This is a genomic window from Pigmentiphaga litoralis (genome assembly GCF_048632615.1).
GTDB lineage: Bacteria > Pseudomonadota > Gammaproteobacteria > Burkholderiales > Burkholderiaceae_B > Pigmentiphaga > Pigmentiphaga litoralis_B.
In genome coordinates, this window is record NZ_CP184479.1 from 2179013 (window position 1) to 2198050 (window position 19038).

Consider the following 19038-nt stretch of genomic DNA (forward strand, 5'->3'; position numbering starts at 1 on the left):
CACCAGCGTCGAGCATTGCGCCGCTACGGTCGAGCATCCCGAACTGTCCAGCCGTTGTTTACGCCGCACCGTGGCGGTTTGATCCGCACCCGTCCCGTAACTTGCCCCTACAATTGCGGCGTGCCAGTTACCTTGACTTCTCGCCCTTCGGCTTTGCTCCGCGCAGCGCGGACTGCGCCGCGATCCTCGCCGCCGCCCAGGCGCCCAGACCGCCCGGCGGGCCCGATTGCGTCCCTGTTCCACGACCGCCGGTACCGCCTGATGCGCACGGCGGTGGTGATTTCGCTGCTGACGCACGGCCTGGCGATGACGGTGCATTTCACGTCGCCCGAACCGCCCAAGCCGACGGCGCAGGAAATCGGGATGGAAGTGATCCTGGTCAATGCCGGGACCAAATCTGCCCCGGCCAAGGCCGACGTGCTGGCCCAGGTGAACAGCGATGGCGGCGGCAACAGCGATCGGGGCCGCGCCGCCGCGCCGGTGCCGCGGTCGGCCGCCAACAGCGATGGCGAGATGCTGGCCAGCGTGCAGCAGCAGCAGGCTCAGCTGGAAGCCCAGCAACGCCTGCTGGCGGCCGAGGTCGAGGCGCAGAAGCGGCACGTCGCGCCGCCGCCCGCGCCGGAAGGGGCCAATGGCGTGCCGACCCAGCAGCCGGTGGACGCCAAGACGCGGGCGAATCAGCTGACGCGTCAGTTCGCCGAGATTGCCAATCGCATCGAAGACTACAACAAGCGGCCGCGCAAGCATTTCTTTGCGCCGTCGACGTCCGAATACCGTTTTGCGACCTACGTGGACCAATGGCGCACCCGGATCGAGGCGGTGGGGAACCGCAACTATCCGCCAGAAGCACGCGGCCGCCTGTATGGGTCCTTGCGGATGACCGTGTTGATCCGGGCCGATGGCAGCATCGATTCCTTCGACATCGATCGCCCGTCGGAACACAAGGTCCTGAACGACGCCGCCCGCCGCATCGTGGCGCTGGCCGCGCCGTTTCCGCCATTTCCGCCCCAGATCGCGAAAGACACCGACATCCTCGCGATCACGCGCACCTGGCACTTCACCAAAGACTCCTTGATAGCGACACCCGGTTAATGGCCCCCACCGACCTCCCCTCGCGCTACGCCGTGATCGGCAACCCGGTCATGCACAGCAAGTCTCCCCAGATCCATGCGGCTTTCGCGGGCCAGACCGGCCAGAACATGGTCTATGAACGGCTGGCGGCCCCGGTCGATGCCTTTCCGCATACGGTCGACGAGTTCTTCTCGACGGGGGAGCCGGCCTGAACGTGACAGTGCCGTTCAAGATGGAAGCCTTCGAACTGACGCGCGGCCGGCAGACGCCGCGGGCGATGGCGGCGGGCGCGGTCAACACCCTGTGGGTCAAGCACGGCGAATTCCACGGCTGCAATACGGATGGCGTGGGTCTGCTGCGCGACCTGGGGCGCCTGGGCGTCGCGCTGGATCGCGCGCGCGTGCTGCTGGTGGGCGCGGGCGGCGCGGCGCGGGGCGTAGTGCTGCCCTTGTTGTCGGCGGGTGCGCAGCGGCTGCATGTGGTCAATCGCACCGAAGAACGCGCGCATGAACTGGTGCGGGCATTTGCCGATCATCCTGCGGCGGCGCGTTTGAGCGCCGGTGGCACGACCAGCGGCATCATGCTGCACAGCCAGTGGGATGTGGTCATCAATGCCACGGCAAGCAGCCTGGGCGATACCGCGCCCGACCTTCCTTCGGGGCTGTATGCGCCGGACTCGCTGGCCTACGACATGATGTATGCCGCGCAGCCGACGGCGTTCATGCGCCAGGCCACGGCAGATGGCGCCGCGCGCACGGCCGACGGTCTGGGCATGCTGGTCGAGCAGGCGGCCGAAAGCTTCTTTTGTGGCGTGGCGTGCGTCCGCAGACGGCGCCCGTGCTGTCGTCGCTGCGTGCGATGTTGCAGACGGGCGCCTGAACGATGGCGGCACGCAAGGCGGCAGCGGCAGGGAAAGGCACGAAGACCCGCAAGCGCGGGGTGGTCGGAACCGTGTTCAAGATCCTGGGCGTCTTTCTGCTGCTGGTCGTGCTGTACCAGGCGTGGCTGTTCGGCTGGGTGGTGTGGTATGCCTACCAGGCGCCCGCGAGCACCTCGGTCATGCGCAATGAACTGTCGCGTCTGCAGACGACCGATCCCAATCGCCGGCTGCAATATCAATGGGTCGATTACGGCCGCATCAGCAACAACCTCAAACGTGCGGCCATCGCGGCCGAAGACGCCAACTTCATCGAGCATGGCGGCATCGATTGGGACGCCATCGAGCGCGCCTACGAGCACAACCGCCAGCTGGCCGAGGCCACCGAACGCGCCCTGGCCCGCGGCCGCAAACCGCCGTCCAAGCCCGTGCGCGGCGGATCGACCATTACCCAGCAGGTCGCCAAGAATCTGTTCCTGTCCAATTCGCGCAATTACGTGCGCAAGGCGCAGGAAGTCGTCATTACCTACATGATCGAAACGGTCATGAGCAAAGAGCGGATTCTTGAGCTGTACCTGAACATTGCGGAATGGGGCGAAGGCGTATTCGGCGCCGAAGCCGCGGCCCGCCATTACTTCCGCACGTCAGCCAGCAATCTGACCGCCTATCAGTCCGCGCGGCTTGCTTCGATGCTGCCGCGGCCCCGCTTCTACGACCAGCATCCGGGGTCCGCCTACCTGGCGTCGCGCACGGATACGCTGGTGCGCCGCATGGCCGGCACGCCCATCCCCTGACGCAATTGCAACAAAGCGGGACGGCCTCCTTGCTGCAATGACGGAAGAGCAACCGCCCGCGTACAATCCTCGCTTCGTTGACTCCGCGGCGCCTCCTCGCCGCTCACCGGAATGGCCTTACCGCCACCCCCAAGCATCCCAGCCCGCAGTGCCGGTTTCCTGAATTCCGGATCTCGCACCCGCCCGCTCTGACTGACGCGCCCTCGCGCATGACGGTCAGGCGCCCGGCTCGTGCGGACCCGTTTTGCCTTTCCCCGCGCGATGGTCGAATCCGTTCACACCCACAAGTCGCTCGAGCGTAACCGGCTCGAACCCGAAGACGCCCAGGAAGCCCTGGAACACGTCCAGGAACTGTTGCGCCGCCAACATCTGGTGGCGGATCTGGTCCACCGCCAGGAAGTCGGCGACAGCCGCGGTCCCCTTGTCGAAGCCCTTGTCCATCGCCAGCACGACGCCGAACTGAGCGCCCTGCTCGACGACCTGCATTCGGCCGACGTCGCCTTCATTCTGGAATCGCTGCCCAAAGACGATCGCCAGAGCATCTGGCAACTGGTGCGGGCCGACCGCGATGGCGAGATCCTGCTGGAAGTGGCCGACTGGGTTCGCGAGTCGCTGATCTCGACCATGGACCAGCAGGAGCTGGTTGCGGCGACCGAAAATTTGGAAGCCGACGAACTGGCCGACCTGGCTCCCGACCTGCCGCCCGAAGTGGTGGCGGAAGTCCAGAAGGGCTTGACCGACGAAGAGCGGGCCCGGCTGACCGCGGTCATGAGCTACCCCGAAGATTCGGTGGGCGCGATCATGGACTTCGAAATGGTCCGGGTGCGCAGCGACGTGACGCTGGAAGTCGTGCTGCGCTATCTGCGCCGGCTGCAGGAACTGCCCGACCATACCGACCAGATCTTTATCGTCGACCGCCAGGAAAAGCTGATTGGCGGTCTGCCGATCAACCGCCTGCTGGTGACGGATCCGGAACGGCTGGTGACCGACGTCATGGACACCGAGATTCTGACCCTGGCACCGCTGGACGAAGCCGACGAAGCCGCCGCCGCATTCGAACGCTATGACCTGGTGTCGGCCCCGGTGGTCGACGCCGTAGGCCGCCTGATCGGCCGCGTGACCGTGAACGACGTCGTGGACGTGATCCGCGAAGCGTCCGATGAACAGGCCCTGTCCAAGGCCGGTCTGGGCGAAGAAGACATTTTTGCGCCGGTGTCGCAAGCCATCCGCAACCGCGCGCCGTGGCTGTTGGTTAACCTGTGCACCGCCGCCATCGCATCGTTCGTGGCGTCGCGTTTCGAAGACACCGTCGGACACATCGTCATCCTGGCCTTTCTGATGTCGATCGTGGCCGGCATTGGCGGGAATTCGGGCAACCAGACCATGACCCTGATCATCCGGGCACTGGCGGTAGGCCGGATCAACAGCGCCAACGTGTCCAAGCTCGTGCGCCGTGAATTGCAGATCGCCCTGGTGGTCGGCATTGGCGGCGGACTGGTCGCGGCGCTGTTCGCGTGGGCCATTTCGGGCCGCTATTCATTGGGCCTGGTGATGATGTCGGCCATGGTGCTGAACCTGCTGGTCGGCGCCAGCATCGGCATGCTGGTGCCCCTGACCCGCACCCGCTTCGGCAAGGACCCCGCCATCGGATCGTCGGTGCTGCTGACGTTTGCGACCGATACCATGGGCTTTTTCATCTTTCTGGGACTGGCGACGGTGTTCCTGCTGTGATGACCCGAACGCCCCTTGTCTTTCTGCCCGGTCTGCTTTGTGACGACGCCCTGTGGCGCGCGCAGGCAGACGACCTGTCGGACGTTGCCGACCCGCGGATCGCCGACCTGACCCTGGACGACACGATCGCCGACATGGCCCGGCGCACGCTGGCCGCCGCCCCGGATCGATTTGCACTGGCGGCCCTGTCCATGGGCGGCTACGTGGCCTTCGAGATCCTGCGCCAGGCGCCCGACCGCGTCACCCGCCTGGCCCTGTTCGACACGCGCGCCACCCCCGATCACCCCGACAAGATCGCTGAGCGCCGCGCCGGCATCGCGTCCCTGGAAGTTGGCCAGTTCCGCGGCGTCACGACCCGCCTGCTGCCCCGGCTGGTCCACGCCTCGCACGTGGCCGGCCCCGTCGGCACCGAAGTCAAAGCCATGGCCCTGCGCGTGGGCGGCCCCGCCTTCATGCGCCAGCAACTTGCCATCCTTGGCCGCCCCGACTCCCGCCCCCTACTGGCAACGATCAATGTTCCCACCCTGATCGCGGTTGGCGACCACGACGTCCTGACCCCACCCAGCGACGCCCAAGCCCTGCGCGCCGCCATTCCCGGCTCGCGCCTGCACACCTTCCAGGCCTGCGGCCACCTGCCCGCCCTGGAACAACCCGAAGCCACCAGCCAGCTGCTGCGCGACTGGCTGAACTGGTAACAAACTCGCCCTACGACCTACAGCCCGCCAAGGCGCAACCGTCCAGCCCAAAAAAATGCCCGCAAAACCATTGCGGGCATTCTTCATTCAAACCAAGCAAACCACTTCAAGTACGACCCCGCCCCCAATCCAGGACGCGGCGGATCTGGGGAGGCACGAAGCGCCCGTGGGGCATTCCTTCAAACAAACCACCCGTGGCCCCACTCTGCCCTAGACTGGGGCACAGCGGATCTGGCTTTGCCAGTCCGCCAGTGCCGCCCCCTGGGGGAGGCGCGCAGCGCCCAGGGGGGTCAATCCAGCTTGCCGTGGCACTGCTTGTATTTCTTTCCACTGCCACACGGGCACGGATCATTGCGTCCCACCTTCGGCACCAGATTGCGCACGGTGTCTTCGCCGCTGCGATCCGTACTCGCTTCCGCCGCCGCCATGGCTTCGTCGTAGTCCGAGTGGTGATATTGCACGTTCTGCACTTGCGGCTGGGCCAGGTCTTCGGCCTGCTCGACCTGTTCAGGCGACTGCACCCGCACGGTCATCAGCACCTTGACCACTTCGTTGCGAATGCGGTCCAGCATGCCCGAGAACAGTTCGTAGGCTTCGCGCTTGTATTCCTGCTTCGGGTTCTTCTGCGCATAGCCGCGCAGATGGATACCCTGGCGCAGGTGGTCCAGCGACGACAGGTGTTCACGCCAGTGCGTGTCGATCGACTGCAGCATGATCGACCGTTCGAATTGCGCCCACATCTCGTCGCCCACCAGCGCAACCTTGCTGCGGTAGCTGTCGTTGGCCGTCTGCACCACGCGTTCCAGCAGGTCTTCGTCGGTCAGGTTGGGTTCGGCGTCGACGATGCTGGCCAGCGGCATCGGTGTCTGCCATTCCAGTTCCAGCACCTTTTCCAGGCCCGCGATGTCCCATTGCTCTTCGACCGAATTTTCCGGCACGTAGCTGCGGAAGACGTCGGTGAAGGCAGCCTCGCGCAGGTTCGAGACCATGTCGGAAATCGACGTGGCTTCGAGCACTTCGTTGCGCTGCGCGTAGATCACCTTGCGCTGCTCGTTCGACACGTCGTCGTATTCAAGCAGTTGCTTCCGGATGTCGAAGTTGCGGCCTTCGACCTTGCGCTGAGCGGTCTCGATCGACCGGGACACCATGCCGGCTTCGATCGGCTCGCCTTCGGGCAGCTTCAGCCGTTCCATGATGCCGCGCACGCGATCGCCCGCGAAGATGCGCATCAACGGGTCTTCCAGCGACAGGTAGAAGCGCGACGACCCGGGGTCGCCCTGGCGGCCGGCACGGCCCCGCAGCTGGTTGTCGATCCGGCGCGATTCGTGACGTTCGGTACCGATGATGCGCAGGCCGCCGGCCTGCTTCACCACCTCGTTCAGGGGCTTCCATTCGGCCCGCACGGTCGCGATCTGCGCTTCCTTGGCATCTTCGGTCAGCGCATCGTTCGCACGGATCAGGTCGATCTGCTTTTCTACGCTGCCGCCCAGCACGATGTCGGTACCCCGGCCTGCCATGTTGGTGGCGATCGTGATGCGGCCTGGCTTGCCGGCTTCGGCCACGATCTCGGCTTCGCGGGCATGCTGCTTGGCATTCAGCACTTCGTGCTTCAGCTTGGCCTTGGTCAGCATGTCGGACAGCAGTTCGGAGTTTTCGATGCTGGTCGTTCCGACCAGCACCGGCTGATTGCGCTGCTGGCAGTCCCGGATGTCTTCCAGGATCGCGTTGTACTTTTCCTGCGCCGTCTTGAAGACCTGGTCGTTCTGGTCTTTCCGGATCATCGGACGGTTGGTCGGCATGATGATCGTTTCCAGGCGATAGATTTCCTGGAATTCGAACGCTTCGGTGTCGGCCGTGCCCGTCATGCCGGACAGCTTGTTGTACATGCGGAAGTAGTTCTGGAACGTGATCGACGCAAGCGTCTGGTTCTCGTTCTGGATCTTGGCGCCTTCCTTGGCTTCGACCGCCTGGTGCAGGCCGTCGGACCAGCGGCGGCCCACCATCAGGCGGCCCGTGAATTCATCAACGATCACCACTTCGCCGTCCTGCACCACATAGTGCTGGTCGCGGTGGAACAGGTTGTGCGCGCGCAGCGCCGCCATCAGGTGATGCATCAGCGAGATGTGGCGCGGTTCGTACAGCGATTCACCCGGCGGCAGCAGACCCTGGCGTTCCAGGATTTCTTCGGCCTTTTCGTGGCCGGCTTCGGACAGGAAAAGCTGGTTGCCTTTCTCGTCCACCCAGAAGTCGCCTTCGGGTTCGGGTTCGTTAGTCTTGGGTTCGGACGCCATGCGCGTGAGCAGCGGCGGCACCGCGTTCATGCGGATGTACATCTCGGTGTGGTCTTCGGCCTGACCCGAGATGATCAGCGGCGTGCGCGCCTCGTCAATCAGGATCGAGTCCACTTCGTCGACCACGGCAAAGAACAGGTCGCGCTGGCGGCGGTCCTGGACCTGGTATTCCATGTTGTCGCGCAGGTAGTCGAAGCCGAACTCGTTGTTCGTGCCATACGTGATGTCGGCCTGGTAGGCAGCCTTCTTCTCGTCATTGTCCTGCTGCGAGACCACGACGCCGATCGACAGGCCCAGGAAGCGGTACAGCCGCCCCATCCAGGCCGCGTCGCGGGTAGCCAGGTAGTCGTTGACCGTGACCACGTGCACGCCTTTGCCGGCCAGCGCGTTCAGGTAGGTGGGCAGGGTCGCGACCAGCGTCTTGCCTTCACCCGTGCGCATTTCGGCGATGCGGCCGGAATGCAGCACGATGCCGCCAAGCAGCTGCACGTCGAAGTGGCGCATGCCCAGCACGCGCTTGCCGCCTTCGCGCACCACGGCGAACGCTTCGGGCAGCAGGTCGTCCAGCGTCTCGCCATTCTGGTAGCGCTGCTTGAATTCCTGGGTGCGGGCGGCGAGTTGCTCGTCGGTAAGGGCAGCGGTCTGGGATTCCAGCGCATTGATGCGCTCAACCAACTTGCCGTACTGCTTCAGGAGCCGGTCATTACGGCTGCCGAATAATTTCTTGAGCAGAGAGGAAACCATTGCGCGATGTCTGCAAGGAACCGGGGCGCCGAACCACTGGCGCAACGACCCAGCCTATAGATAGAGGGAAGCCGACGAGTTTAGCACCGTAGTGGCCAAACGGCCGCGCGGGGGCGGCCGTAAGTGTCCAGGCTGGCCGCGAACGAGCGGCCATGCGTGCGCCGAGGGCGCACCGGTCAGTCCAGTGGCTGCGCGGGCAACGTGGCGATCACCGGCGCATTGGGCACGGGCTGCTTGCCCGGGCCATGGACCAGGAACATATTGGGATCGACCGCGACGCCCGAAATCCGCACCTCGAAGTGCAGATGCGGCCCGGTGGACCGCCCGGTGCTGCCGACGAGCGCGATCTTCTGGCCGCGCTTGACCAGATCGCCGGCCTTGACCAGCAGGCGCGAGGTGTGCGCGTACCGGGTGACCAGGTCGTTGCCATGATCCAGATCGATCATGTAACCGTATCCCGCATGGTGCTCGGCCGCCTGCACCACGCCGCCCGCCGCCGCCACGATAGGCGTGCCGGTGGGGGCGGTGAAATCGATGCCTTCATGCAGCGACCGCGAGCCCGTGAACGGGTCGAGCCGCCAGCCGAAGCTGGACACATGCACGCCTTGGGACACCGGCAGGACAGTGGGCGTCATGGATTTGCGCACCGACAGCGTTGTCAGTTGGGCGTCGAGCACGCTCAGGTAGTCCGACCGCTCGGCCAGTTGCGCTTCCAGCCGGTCCAGCTCGGTGCTGACATCCTTGCGCGACAGCTCGTGCGGATCGACCAGCAGGCCGCCGCGTCCGGGGTTGCGCTTCATGTTGAAGGTGGGCGTGACGCCTGCCAGACCCGCGACCCGTTCACCCAGGGCGTCGAGCTGGACCAGCTTCGCCTGCATTTCGCCAACGCGGCGGGCGAGCTGGTTGATGTTTTCGCGCATGGCCGCTTCCTGGCGGGCCTCGTCGGATTCGACCCGCGCGGTCGTTTCCTGCCACGGCAGCACGCTGTCGGTGCTGGCGGTGACCGCATGCAGCAGCAGCGCGCCAAGCGCCACCGCGGCCAGCAGGGCCGCTGCCGCGCCCGCCGCAAGACGCGGCGTGATGGTGAGCGTGCGTGCCTGGCGCAAGCGCGGATGCACTATGATGATCTGCACTTGCGTGCCTCCTGGACTGATGCGCCTTGCTCGGCGCGCTGCACCCTTCTGGTACGTGGTGTCCCTTTGGACCTGTTCGCCCGCTTTTCATTCGAGACTTTCTCGCAGTGCTACGACGCAAGAAAAAACTGACCGATCCGGCATCGCAGACCGCTACGATGAACTGGTTGCGCCAGGACAGCCGCGGCGCCAGCCTGATGAGCACCGCCACCCAGCTCATGGCCCTGCAACGCCAGGTGGATGCCGCGCTGCCCGAGGCCCTGCGGGGCGCCTGCCGCGTGCTCCGCTTCCAGGACAATAACCTGACTTTGGGGGTGCCGGCGGCATCGCACTCGGCCAAACTGCGCCAGTTGGCGCCGCGGATCGTGGCCGGGCTCGAAAAGCAAGGGTGGCAGGTTAACGGAATCGCAGTGCGCGTTCAAGCGTCCCTGACCCGGCCCGTTGAAGCCCTGATGGCCGAACATGCCCTACCCCGGCAGCCCGCCCAACCCCTGGGAAATCAAGGGATTGCGGCGTTCGAGGAACTGCAGGGACACCTGCGGGAAGGACCGCTGGCCGACGCCGTGGCGCGGCTGCTGGCCCGGCGCAAGGACGGCTGACGGCTGGCCGCGCGGGCCACCCGCAAACCGGTCAGTCGATCAGCCGGCTGACGAACAACACGGCAAAGAACACCAGCGCAACGGCAATGCCGATCCGGCCAAGCTTCCATGCGCGCTGATAGTGCTTGCGGTTGCCCGTCACGAAGCCGGCAATGATCAGCAGGCCGACCGCAACGGCCAGCAGCACGACAAGAAGGCGGACGAGAACCAAGGGGCCAGGCCGGGAAGTGACGAGCGGTGGCGAGCCTGGCGCTCAGGCCAGCGCCCATTCCTGGCGGAATGCGCGCGGCGCGGCGGCCGTGGATTCGAACGACACCAGTTCCCACGCGTCCTGCCGGGCCAGCAGTGCGCGCACCAGCTGATTGTTCATGCCGTGGCCGGACTTGTGCGCGACGTAGCGGGCGATCAGCGGCTTGCCGATCAGATACAGGTCGCCAATGGCATCCAGGATCTTGTGTTTGACGAATTCATCGTCGTACCGAAGGCCGTCGGCGTTCAGCACCCGGTATTCATCCATCACGATGGCGTTGTCGAGACTGCCACCCCGGGCCAGGCCCGCGGCACGCAGGTTTTCGACGTCCTGCATGAAGCCGAAGGTTCGGGCGCGGGCGATCTCGCGCACATAGGACTGCTTGGAGAAATCGATCTCGGCGAAGTTTGCGGTCGAATCGATCGCCGGATGATGGAAGTCGATCGAAAACGCCAGCGCGTAGCCATCGAACGGTTCCAGGCGAGCCCACTTGGCGCCCGCGCCTTCGCCTTCGCGCACTTCCACGGGTTCCAGCACCCGGATGAATTTCTTGGCAGCGTTCTGTTCTTCCAGCCCGGCCGACTGCAGCAGGAACACGAAGGTACCCGCGCTGCCGTCCATGATCGGCACTTCTTCGGCGGTCAGGTCGACATGCAGATTGTCGATGCCCAGGCCGGCGCAGGCCGACATCAGGTGTTCCACAGTGGACACCCGTACATTGCCTTTCTGCAGCACCGACGCCATGCGCGTGTCGCCCACTTCCAGCGCGGACGCGGGCAGGTCGACAGGTTCGGGCAGATCGATGCGGTGAAACACGATGCCGGTATCAGGCGCGGCGGGCCGCAGCGTCAGCTCGACCCGGCGACCTGAGTGCAGGCCGACGCCAGTCGTGCGGGTAACGCTTTGGATGGTGCGCTGACGAAGCATGGCAATGGGCCAAAAGAAGGAAAGCAGAGGAGGATTGTAACGTTTCTGTGCTAGCGGAACCAGATGCCGTCGTCGCGCCAGCCACAGAGAGGCTGAAACCGGTTGCAACGCACCATGCAGAAAGCGATACAGATGGCTCATCCATAGAGGGACGGCCAAGGGAAAAGTTCGCGCGCGGAGCGGCGCGGCTGAACACGGGAACAGCGAAGATCCACCGAGGCCTGGCATGCCGCCCGGCCCCGGCGTCGTGCCTTACAGCTGACCGAGCATCGTCGCGCCGTCGCTGACTTCGTACTTGCCGGCGGCTTCGACATTCAGTTGCTTGACCACGCCATCGTCCAGCAGCATGGAATAGCGCTGCGAACGCACGCCCATGCCACGTTCGGTCAGGTCCATGTCCAGACCGAGCGCCTTGGTCCACTTGACCGAACCGTCGGCCATGAAGCGGATCTTGCCGCCCGCCTTCTGGTCCTTGGCCCAGGCGCCCATGACGAATGCGTCATTGGTGGCCACGCACCAGACTTCGTCCACGCCCTTGGCCTTGATGGCGTCAAGGTTTTCCAGATAGCTGGGAACGTGCTTGGCCGAGCAGGTCGGGGTAAAGGCGCCGGGAACCGCGAAGACCGCGATCTTCTTGCCCTTGACCAGATCCGCCACCGGAAAGGCGTTGGGCCCCAGGGCGCAGCCTTCGGTTTCCACTGCAATGAACTCGGTCAGGGTGCCGTCGGGGACGCGATCGCCAACTTTGATGGTCATGTTCAACTCCAGTAAGTAGGGAATACAGCCGGACAGTATAGGCAACTATCGATTGCAACTTCGTACCCTTGCTAAATTCTTGCGCGTCTAAGATCGTTGCACCCATCCACTGATCCAGGACATCCATGCGCACCCACGCCCTGCCCCTCCTTGCCACCGTCTGCGTCATTGCCTCGGCAAACGTTTCGGCGCTCGAATTGGCCAGCTACCCCAAAGTGTTCTCGGCGGATGAAGGCGTCGAAGTCGTGATCGCGCCGACCGCGGACGGCAAGCAGGCGCTGATGCGCATCAGCGGCGTCAACCACCCGGTCGACAAGGTGGTGTTCCTGACGCGCGTGGAACGGTGGGGCGGCAGCACCGACGCCTATGTGACGACCTTCGATGGCCGCGACTCCGGCATGGTGCAGAAAAAAGGCGCCATGTATGGCGGCGGTGACCGCTACGTTGCCTACCTGCCCGGCCGCAAGCAGGAATATGCGCTGTCGTACGACGAAAAGAAGTCGAAAGCCATGAAGCCGGCAGCCTTGCTGGCCACCTATGAATCGCAGAACAAACAGGGCGTGCAGCAGAAGCTGGCGCGCTTCGATCGTGACAAGCATGTGCAGCAGGGCCAGGCCGCCTTGGCCGCGACCGATGCGGCCGCCAGCGCATCATGCGGTGTGCCGGTCAAGACCACCGTGGACTGGGCGGCGATCAAGGACGAGCGCCTGAAGAAGATCAGCGTGCAAGGGTATTGCGGCGCGGTAGCGGCGGGGCTGGATCGGATGTGCAGCGACACGTCGGCCAACTTCAAGCAGAAGGCTGGCGGCCTGAGCCAGATCACCTGCCAGTTCGGCCCGGAACTGCGCGCCCGTGTGGTCGATCGCAAGGTGGTGTTCACGACGGAAGAAAACGCGCCGAACCAGGACGATTTCATCCGCGAGTTCCTGCGCAACAACTGATCGATGCACGGGGCGCTCGCCATGCCGGTGGCGGTACTGGTCAGCTTCATGGCGGGCCAGGCGGCGCCGGCGGCGGCTGCCACGCATGCATCGGCGCCTGCCATGCCAGCAGTGGCGTGGCAGGCAGTGCCTGTCGCGGGGCCGGAGCACGGCCGCCCTGCGGGCACGCGCACGCGCCCGCCGGCTGAAGATACCTTCTTTGGCGTGGCCACCGCAAAGGCGAACGGCGACATCTGCCTGCAGTTGAGGTCAGCCGAGCCGGGACAACCGGTGGCCGAAAGCTACCAGTGCTACGGACCCCGGCACCCCGACTACGCCATGATCCGCACGCACGTCGGGCCAATCAAGCCGGGCGAAGAAAAGGTCATCCGCCCGTTTCCTTAGCGGATGACCTGACCCGTCCCGTCAGACTTGCGGCCGGCTGTCACCCGTTGCACCGCCCGTGACGTCGCCGCCCGTACTGTCCGCTGTTACCGTCACCGGCGCCGCCGTCCCCCCACTTGCCGCCCCCGCCCCCGCTGCCGCCAGCGTCTCGGCCGCCTGTTGCCGCTGCGCGCGCATCACCTGATGACGATGCCAGTACTGGCCTACCGCCGCCTTGAACTCGTCCTTGCGTTTGCCCAGGCCCGTCAGCTTGATGGTGCTGGTCTTGGCGCCCAACGTGCCTTTCTCGAAATGGGTCACCTTCAAGGTGTCCCGGCCAAAGTTGCTGTCCTTGAAGGTCAGGCCCTTGATCTCGTCCCAGGTCACGGCCGCGCCCATGCTGGCGCTGGGCGCCAGGCCCAGGTAGGTCACGGCAATGTTGCCGTCCTTCAGGTCAAACGAAACGGGCGGGAAAAAGCGCAGGACGTGGTCCTTCTCGTCTTCGGTCGCGGGCTCGTAGCGGTAGGCCAGGCTCAGTTCGTGGTCCTGCACGAAGCGCTGTTCGTACTCGCTCCACAGGCGCTGTTCGATCGCGTCGGCGGTTTCGATATCGTCGACCCAGGTCGCGGCCGGGGGCGTCGCCACGATCCGGCCGTAGTCCTGTTCGGCAATCGGATGGTTGACGTGGCGCATGCGCTCCGACAAAGGCGGATGGCTGTCGTACGGATGCGGCACGCCGCCCTGCTGCATGTCGGCCAGGAAGTCCGATGACCGGGCATACGGTGGCAGGCCTTCCGCCACGAACCGCGCGATGCCCAGGGCGCCGTCGTGCTGATGCTGCTGCGCGAACAGCCGGTTTTCGACGCTGTTGCGATAGCTTGCGTAGGCGGTGATCTTGATCAGCGCGCGGATAACGGCGTCGGGGTCAGTTACCTCGGCCGCTACGCGGTCCGCTGCATGCTCACGTTCGCGGCTGTCGCGCGCCAACGCATATTCGATGATCATCCGGAACAGGCGCAACAGGTAATGCGTGACGATCGTCAGACCGCCTTCGCGCATCTGCCACGTGTACCGGTCGAACTGCTGCAGTTTCGGGCCCAGGGCCGCGCTCATGCGTGTATCGCCGCCGCCCAGATGAGCCAGTTCATGCGCCAGCACCGCATCGGCTTCAGTCTGATCCAGTACCCGCAACAGCGGCAGGCTGACGAACAGCGTGCGCCCGGTCAGTGTCCGGCCACCTACGTCGCACGGCGCCTCGGTCACGAAAAAGTTGGTGTCGATGCCCGCCACCACGTGATCGGGCGGCGTGGTCTTTGCGGCCGTGGCCAGCTGGCGGATGCGGTCCCACAGGCGCGGCGCATCGGCTTCGGCGATCAGTTCGCCTTCCACCGCATTGCCCGACGGAATGCGCTTGAACAGCGTCCAGATCGCAAAGAACACCGCGGCCGCGGCGGCAATGCCGGCCAGCGCGATCAGCTTGACGTAGTAGCTGTTCCAGAAATACGCGGTGACCCAGAACGACAGCCACACCAGCATCACGCTTTGCAGCACGACTTCGATTGCGCTGGTGATCGTGACCAGCCGCCAGCCCGTGACGAACGCCGCATACCGCAGGGGCCGGCTGACATACGCAACCGCGCCAAGCGCCAGTGCGGCAAGCAGCAGGGCCACGCCGAGCACGAGCGTCCAGATTGCGGTCAGCTCCAGGTAGTGGAACTGCCAGTGCATCGAATAGGGACTGCACACCTTGTCGTGATAGACCTGGTCTTCCGGTCCCGTGGCGGCACATGCTCCTGACAGCGGATGGCTGCGGTAGTACGCAATGGACTCGGCGCGTTCCGCGGGAGACATCGTCGGGTCCGCGCCCATCCGCTGTTCGATGCTCTGGATGAATTCCGCGTCTTGCGTGCGCAAGGCGTATTCAGTGAACAACAAGGTGGCGATGGGGATCAGGAACAGCGATACGAGGGTCAGCACGAAGACTCGTATGAGCTGCGCGTGCACGGTGCGTGGGGTGGACATCGACGACTCCAGAGTGGCCCCCCTTGGCGCTTCGCGCCTCCCCCAGGGGCGACACTTGGCGGACCGGCAAAGCCGGATCCGCGGTGTCCTCGCTGGGCGCTGCGCACGAGGGGAGCGGTGCGCAAAGGGTATACCGTGCTCTTGCTTTGATGGCGTAACAAAAGCGCAGCGGTGTATCGGAACGATCGCGGATAAGCCCTCCGTTGGCGCATCACGCCCCCCGTTGGCGCATCCACGAAGCACTGGACCATAAAAAAACCGCCGCGTGGATCGCTCCACGCGGCGGTTTTTCTGAAAAATCGAACGATCAGTCGGCTTGCTTGCGCAGGAAGGCCGGGATGTCCAGATGTTCCATGCCCGAGCTTTCCAGGGCTTGGACGCGCATCGACGCATCGCGCGGATTGCGGAATACGGTCGGCGTGTCGTAGTCGTGGTAGTTGGTCGAACCGTTGTGGTTGCTGTTGCCGCCACCCAGGTTGCCGGCGTTGCCGCCCGCTTGCTGGTAGACGTGCGCATCGCTGGTGCCGGTGCGCAGCTGGGGCATGGCGTTCTGCACCAGTTGCGGCTTGGCCTTCGCGCGGCCCAGGCCGGTGGCGACCACGGTCACGCGCAGGTCTTCACCGATCGCGTCGTCGTACGCCACGCCGAAGATCACGGTGGCTTCTTCGGCGGCGTAGCTGCGGATGGTGTCCATGATTTCGCGCGTTTCGCGCATCTTCAGCGAACGGCTGGCGGTGATGTTGACCAGCACGCCACGCGCGCCGTTCAGGTCGATGCCTTCGAGCAGCGGGCATGCAATGGCATGCTCGGCGGCCACGCGCGCGCGGTCCACGCCGCTGGCGATGGCCGTACCCATCATGGCCTTGCCCTGCTCGCTCATGATGGTCTTGACGTCTTCGAAGTCGACGTTGACGTTGCCGTCGACGTTGATGATTTCGGCGATGCCGGCGCAGGCGTTGTGCAGCACGTCGTCGGCATTCTTGAAGCAGTCTTCCTGGGTGGCGTCTTCGCCCATCAGGTCATACAGCTTTTCGTTCAGCACGACGATCAGCGAGTGCACGTGTTCCGACAGTGCATCGATGCCTTCTTCGGCCATGCGCATGCGCTTGCCGCCTTCGAATGCGAACGGCTTGGTCACGACGGCCACGGTCAGGATGCCCAGTTCCTTGGCGACTTCCGCCACGACCGGACCCGCGCCCGTGCCCGTGCCACCGCCCATGCCGGCGGTAATGAACACCATGTTCGCGCCTTGCAGCGCGTCACGGATTTCTTCGCGCGCCGTATCGGCGGCGGCGCGGCCCTGCTCAGGCTTGGCGCCAGCGCCCAGGCCGCTGCGGCCCAGACGGATCTGGATCGGGGCATTGGTGTGGGCCAGCGCTTGCGCGTCGGTATTGGCGCAGATGAAGTCCACACCCTGGACGCCACGGCGAATCATGTGGGCGACGGCGTTGCCGCCGGCTCCGCCCACACCCACGACCTTGATAACCGTGCCACGGGTATCGGTGTCAAGCATTTCGAATTTCATAAGGTTCTCCGAAGAGGTTCTGGCAGTTTGGGAGTGGGTGATCGGGAATACGAAAAATGAAAAGCGATCCGGACAAGCAGCCTTGCGGCAAAAACAGCCGGCTGTGACCCCGCCAAGGATCACGCTTCATATTTCATATTCCCGGCACACGCGGCTCCATAGGTTGAATGAACAAGAAAGTACCGGTGGCTTGCGCCGGCCGGGCACTGCAACTACGACTGCGACTGCAGGACTTGCACAAAATCTTTCTGCGACTGGGCTCGCACTCAGAAATTCCCCAGAAACCACTCTTTCATGCGCGCGAAAATCTGCGTGACGTTGCCGGTCTGCTGTGCAACCCGGCGGCCGCGGACACGCTGGAGGCGCGCCTCGGCCAACAGGCCCATCACGGTGGAAAAGCGCGGACTGCGCACCACGTCCGCCAGGCTGCCGGTGTATTCCGGCACGCCCAGGCGCACGGGTTTCAGGAAAATGTCTTCGGCCAGCTCGACCACGCCAGGCATCTGCGAGGTACCGCCGGTCAGCACGATGCCGGACGACAGCAGTTCGTCGTAACCGGATTCGCGCACCACCTGCTGCACGAAGGTGAACAGTTCTTCGACGCGCGGTTCGATCACGGCGCCGAGCGCCTGACGCGATAGTTGACGCGGTCCACGATCGCCCAGGCCCGGCACTTCGATGCGTTCGTCGGGGCTGGCCAGCACCTGCTTGGCCACGCCATAGCGCAGCTTGATCTCTTCGGCATCGGGGGTCGGCGTGCGCAGCGCGGCGGCGATGTCGCCGGTGATCTGGTCGCCCGCGATCGGGATCACGGCCGTGTGGCGGATCGCGCCGCCGGTAAAGATCGCGATGTCGGTGGTGCCGCCGCCGATGTCGACCAGGACCACGCCCAGTTCCTTTTCGTCGGTGGTCAGGCACGCCAGGCTGGACGCCAGCGGTTGCAGGATCAGGTCCTGCACTTCCAGGCCGCAGCGGCGCACGCACTTCACGATGTTCTGCGCGGCGCTGACGGCGCCGGTCACGATATGCACCCGCACTTCCAGGCGGATGCCGCTCATGCCGATCGGCTCGCGGATGTCTTCCTGGCCGTCGACGATGAATTCCTGCGTCAGCACGTGCAGGACTTGCTGATCGGTCGGGATGTTGATGGCCTTGGCGGTCTCGATCACACGGGCCACGTCGGCCGCGGTGACTTCCTTGTCCTTGATCGCGACCATGCCGCTGGAATTGAAGCTGCGGATGTGGCTGCCGGCAATGCCGGTGAACACGTCGCGGATCTTGCAATCGGCCATCAGCTCGGCTTCTTCGAGCGCGCGCTGGATCGAATTGACGGTCGTCTCGATGTTGACGACGACGCCCTTGCGCATCCCGCGCGACTCGTGCTGCCCGAGGCCGAGGACTTCGAAGCGCCCTTCCGGCTGCATCTCGGCCACCACTGCCACCACTTTGCTGGTGCCAATGTCGAGGGCAACGATCAGGTCCTTGGTTTCACGGGTCATGGCTTTTTCTGCGTAGTTTTCGGGGTTGATGCGGGTTTCTTGGTGCCGGGGGTCGCCTTAGGCGCCGGCGCCGGTTTTGCCGTGGTGATGGCAAAGCCGTTGGGGTAACGCAGGTCGGCATGGATCGTCTTGCCGATCCGGCTGTCGATGACCGGGGCAGCCTGCACGAAGCGCTGCACACGCGATTCGAGCGACGCCGGATCGGTCCCGCCGACCGAGGTCGGATCGCGGCCCAGATCGATCGTCAGACCGGTCGACAGTTCGACCTGCCACGCATACCGCTGAGTCAGCAGTACCCGCGACGGGTCGACCTTGATGGGCGCAAACCAGCGGATCAGTTCCGCATAGCGCTGCGCCACGAGTTTTTCCGAGCCCGGCGGGCCGCCGAACACCGGCAGCGCGCCATCCTCCTCGGCCTCGCCCAGGTTCGCCGTGAACGACTCCCCATAGGTGTTGAGCAAGCGGTTTTCGTTCCACAGGCCCAGCACCCGATGCTCTTCCACCGTCACGCGCAGGGCGTTGGGCCACTGCCGGCGAATGGAGGCATGGCGCACCCATGGCACCGTCTCGAGCACCTGCCGTACCTGCTCCAGGTCGGCCGTGAAGAAATTGCCGGTCAGCCGCCCCTCGATGGTCGCGCGCACGCTGGCTGTCGTCACATGCTGCAGCTCGGCGTTGTCGGCTTCCACCACGATGCCCTTGAGCTCGAACACCGGCCGCTGCGCCATCCACAGCAACGCGGCCAACCCCAATGCCAGCGCCGCCAACAGATACAGCGTGTTGGCAAGAAGGTTGAGGGTTCGGGAGTCGTTCCACACAG

General features: G+C 64.9%; 16 protein-coding genes and 1 pseudogene. 8 read left to right on the plus strand and 9 right to left on the minus strand.

The genetic code is table 11. The features are described from left to right. Positions 1–261 precede the first annotated feature (261 nt). The 5 genes and pseudogenes from ACNANG_RS09610 to ACNANG_RS09630 all read left to right on the plus strand — a co-directional run bounded on the left by ACNANG_RS09610 (position 262) and on the right by ACNANG_RS09630 (position 5168). Positions 262–1092 (plus strand): energy transducer TonB, encoded by an 831-nt coding sequence (locus ACNANG_RS09610; RefSeq protein ID WP_420227009.1) that lies wholly within the window; start codon positions 262–264, stop codon positions 1090–1092. Further along, positions 1092–1950: pseudogene (gene aroE / locus ACNANG_RS09615) on the plus strand (shikimate dehydrogenase). Before ACNANG_RS09610 ends, aroE begins: the two are co-directional and overlap by 1 nt. Positions 1951–1953: 3 nt before the next feature. Further along, positions 1954–2742, plus strand: coding sequence for a monofunctional biosynthetic peptidoglycan transglycosylase (mtgA, locus tag ACNANG_RS09620; protein ID WP_420227010.1), 789 nt, complete (start codon positions 1954–1956; stop codon positions 2740–2742). Between the two features lie 261 nt (positions 2743–3003). Continuing rightward, complete coding sequence (gene mgtE, locus ACNANG_RS09625) at positions 3004–4473, plus strand: magnesium transporter (RefSeq protein ID WP_420227497.1); 1470 nt, start codon at positions 3004–3006, stop codon at positions 4471–4473. Next, positions 4473–5168 (plus strand): alpha/beta fold hydrolase, encoded by a 696-nt coding sequence (locus ACNANG_RS09630; protein ID WP_420227011.1) that lies wholly within the window; start codon positions 4473–4475, stop codon positions 5166–5168. The genes mgtE and ACNANG_RS09630 overlap by 1 nt, the downstream gene beginning before the upstream one ends. A 290-nt stretch (positions 5169–5458) precedes the next feature. Here the strand turns inward: ACNANG_RS09630 and secA are convergent, their stop codons facing one another. Together secA and ACNANG_RS09640 are read right to left on the minus strand one after the other, a co-directional pair. Further along, a complete protein-coding gene (gene secA / locus ACNANG_RS09635; protein ID WP_420227012.1) occupies positions 5459–8203 on the minus strand; it encodes a preprotein translocase subunit SecA in 2745 nt (914 codons plus the stop codon). 176 nt (positions 8204–8379) lie between these two features. After that, positions 8380–9336: a peptidoglycan DD-metalloendopeptidase family protein gene (locus ACNANG_RS09640; RefSeq protein ID WP_420227013.1), complete on the minus strand. Its 957-nt coding sequence runs from the start codon at positions 9334–9336 to the stop codon at positions 8380–8382. 26 nt (positions 9337–9362) lie between these two features. Between ACNANG_RS09640 and ACNANG_RS09645 the strand changes: the two genes are divergently transcribed. Further along, the gene (locus ACNANG_RS09645; protein ID WP_420227014.1) at positions 9363–9935 is read left to right on the plus strand and encodes a DciA family protein; all 573 of its coding nucleotides are present in this window, start codon (positions 9363–9365) and stop codon (positions 9933–9935) included. A gap of 31 nt (positions 9936–9966) precedes the next feature. Here ACNANG_RS09645 and ACNANG_RS09650 read toward each other — a convergent pair whose 3' ends face one another. From ACNANG_RS09650 to ACNANG_RS09660, 3 genes are all read right to left on the minus strand, one after another. After that, entirely contained in the window at positions 9967–10146 is a 180-nt protein-coding gene (locus ACNANG_RS09650; protein WP_420227015.1) for a hypothetical protein, read from the minus strand. Between the two features lie 42 nt (positions 10147–10188). Beyond that, a complete protein-coding gene (lpxC, locus tag ACNANG_RS09655; RefSeq protein ID WP_420227016.1) occupies positions 10189–11112 on the minus strand; it encodes a UDP-3-O-acyl-N-acetylglucosamine deacetylase in 924 nt (307 codons plus the stop codon). A gap of 252 nt (positions 11113–11364) precedes the next feature. Next, positions 11365–11868: a peroxiredoxin gene (locus tag ACNANG_RS09660; protein ID WP_420227017.1), complete on the minus strand. Its 504-nt coding sequence runs from the start codon at positions 11866–11868 to the stop codon at positions 11365–11367. A gap of 125 nt (positions 11869–11993) precedes the next feature. Between ACNANG_RS09660 and ACNANG_RS09665 the strand changes: the two genes are divergently transcribed. Together ACNANG_RS09665 and ACNANG_RS09670 are read left to right on the plus strand one after the other, a co-directional pair. Further along, on the plus strand, positions 11994–12809 hold the full coding sequence (locus tag ACNANG_RS09665; RefSeq protein ID WP_420227018.1) for a hypothetical protein: 816 nt from the start codon (positions 11994–11996) through the stop codon (positions 12807–12809). Positions 12810–12812: 3 nt separating this feature from the next. Beyond that, positions 12813–13193: a hypothetical protein gene (locus tag ACNANG_RS09670; RefSeq protein ID WP_420227019.1), complete on the plus strand. Its 381-nt coding sequence runs from the start codon at positions 12813–12815 to the stop codon at positions 13191–13193. Between the two features lie 21 nt (positions 13194–13214). Here ACNANG_RS09670 and ACNANG_RS09675 read toward each other — a convergent pair whose 3' ends face one another. The 4 genes from ACNANG_RS09675 to ACNANG_RS09690 all read right to left on the minus strand — a co-directional run bounded on the left by ACNANG_RS09675 (position 13215) and on the right by ACNANG_RS09690 (position 19036). Then, positions 13215–15194 carry a M48 family metallopeptidase gene (locus ACNANG_RS09675; protein WP_420227020.1) on the minus strand — a complete coding sequence of 660 codons (1980 nt, stop codon included), beginning with the start codon at positions 15192–15194 and terminating at the stop codon, positions 13215–13217. A 307-nt stretch (positions 15195–15501) separates the two neighbouring features. Further along, a complete protein-coding gene (ftsZ, locus tag ACNANG_RS09680) occupies positions 15502–16719 on the minus strand; it encodes a cell division protein FtsZ (RefSeq protein WP_420227021.1) in 1218 nt (405 codons plus the stop codon). 266 nt (positions 16720–16985) lie between these two features. Beyond that, complete coding sequence (gene ftsA, locus ACNANG_RS09685) at positions 16986–18218, minus strand: cell division protein FtsA (RefSeq protein ID WP_179588834.1); 1233 nt, start codon at positions 18216–18218, stop codon at positions 16986–16988. Next, the gene (locus ACNANG_RS09690) at positions 18215–19036 is read right to left on the minus strand and encodes a cell division protein FtsQ/DivIB (RefSeq protein WP_420227022.1); all 822 of its coding nucleotides are present in this window, start codon (positions 19034–19036) and stop codon (positions 18215–18217) included. The genes ftsA and ACNANG_RS09690 overlap by 4 nt, the downstream gene beginning before the upstream one ends. Between the last annotated feature and the right edge of the window lie 2 nt (positions 19037–19038).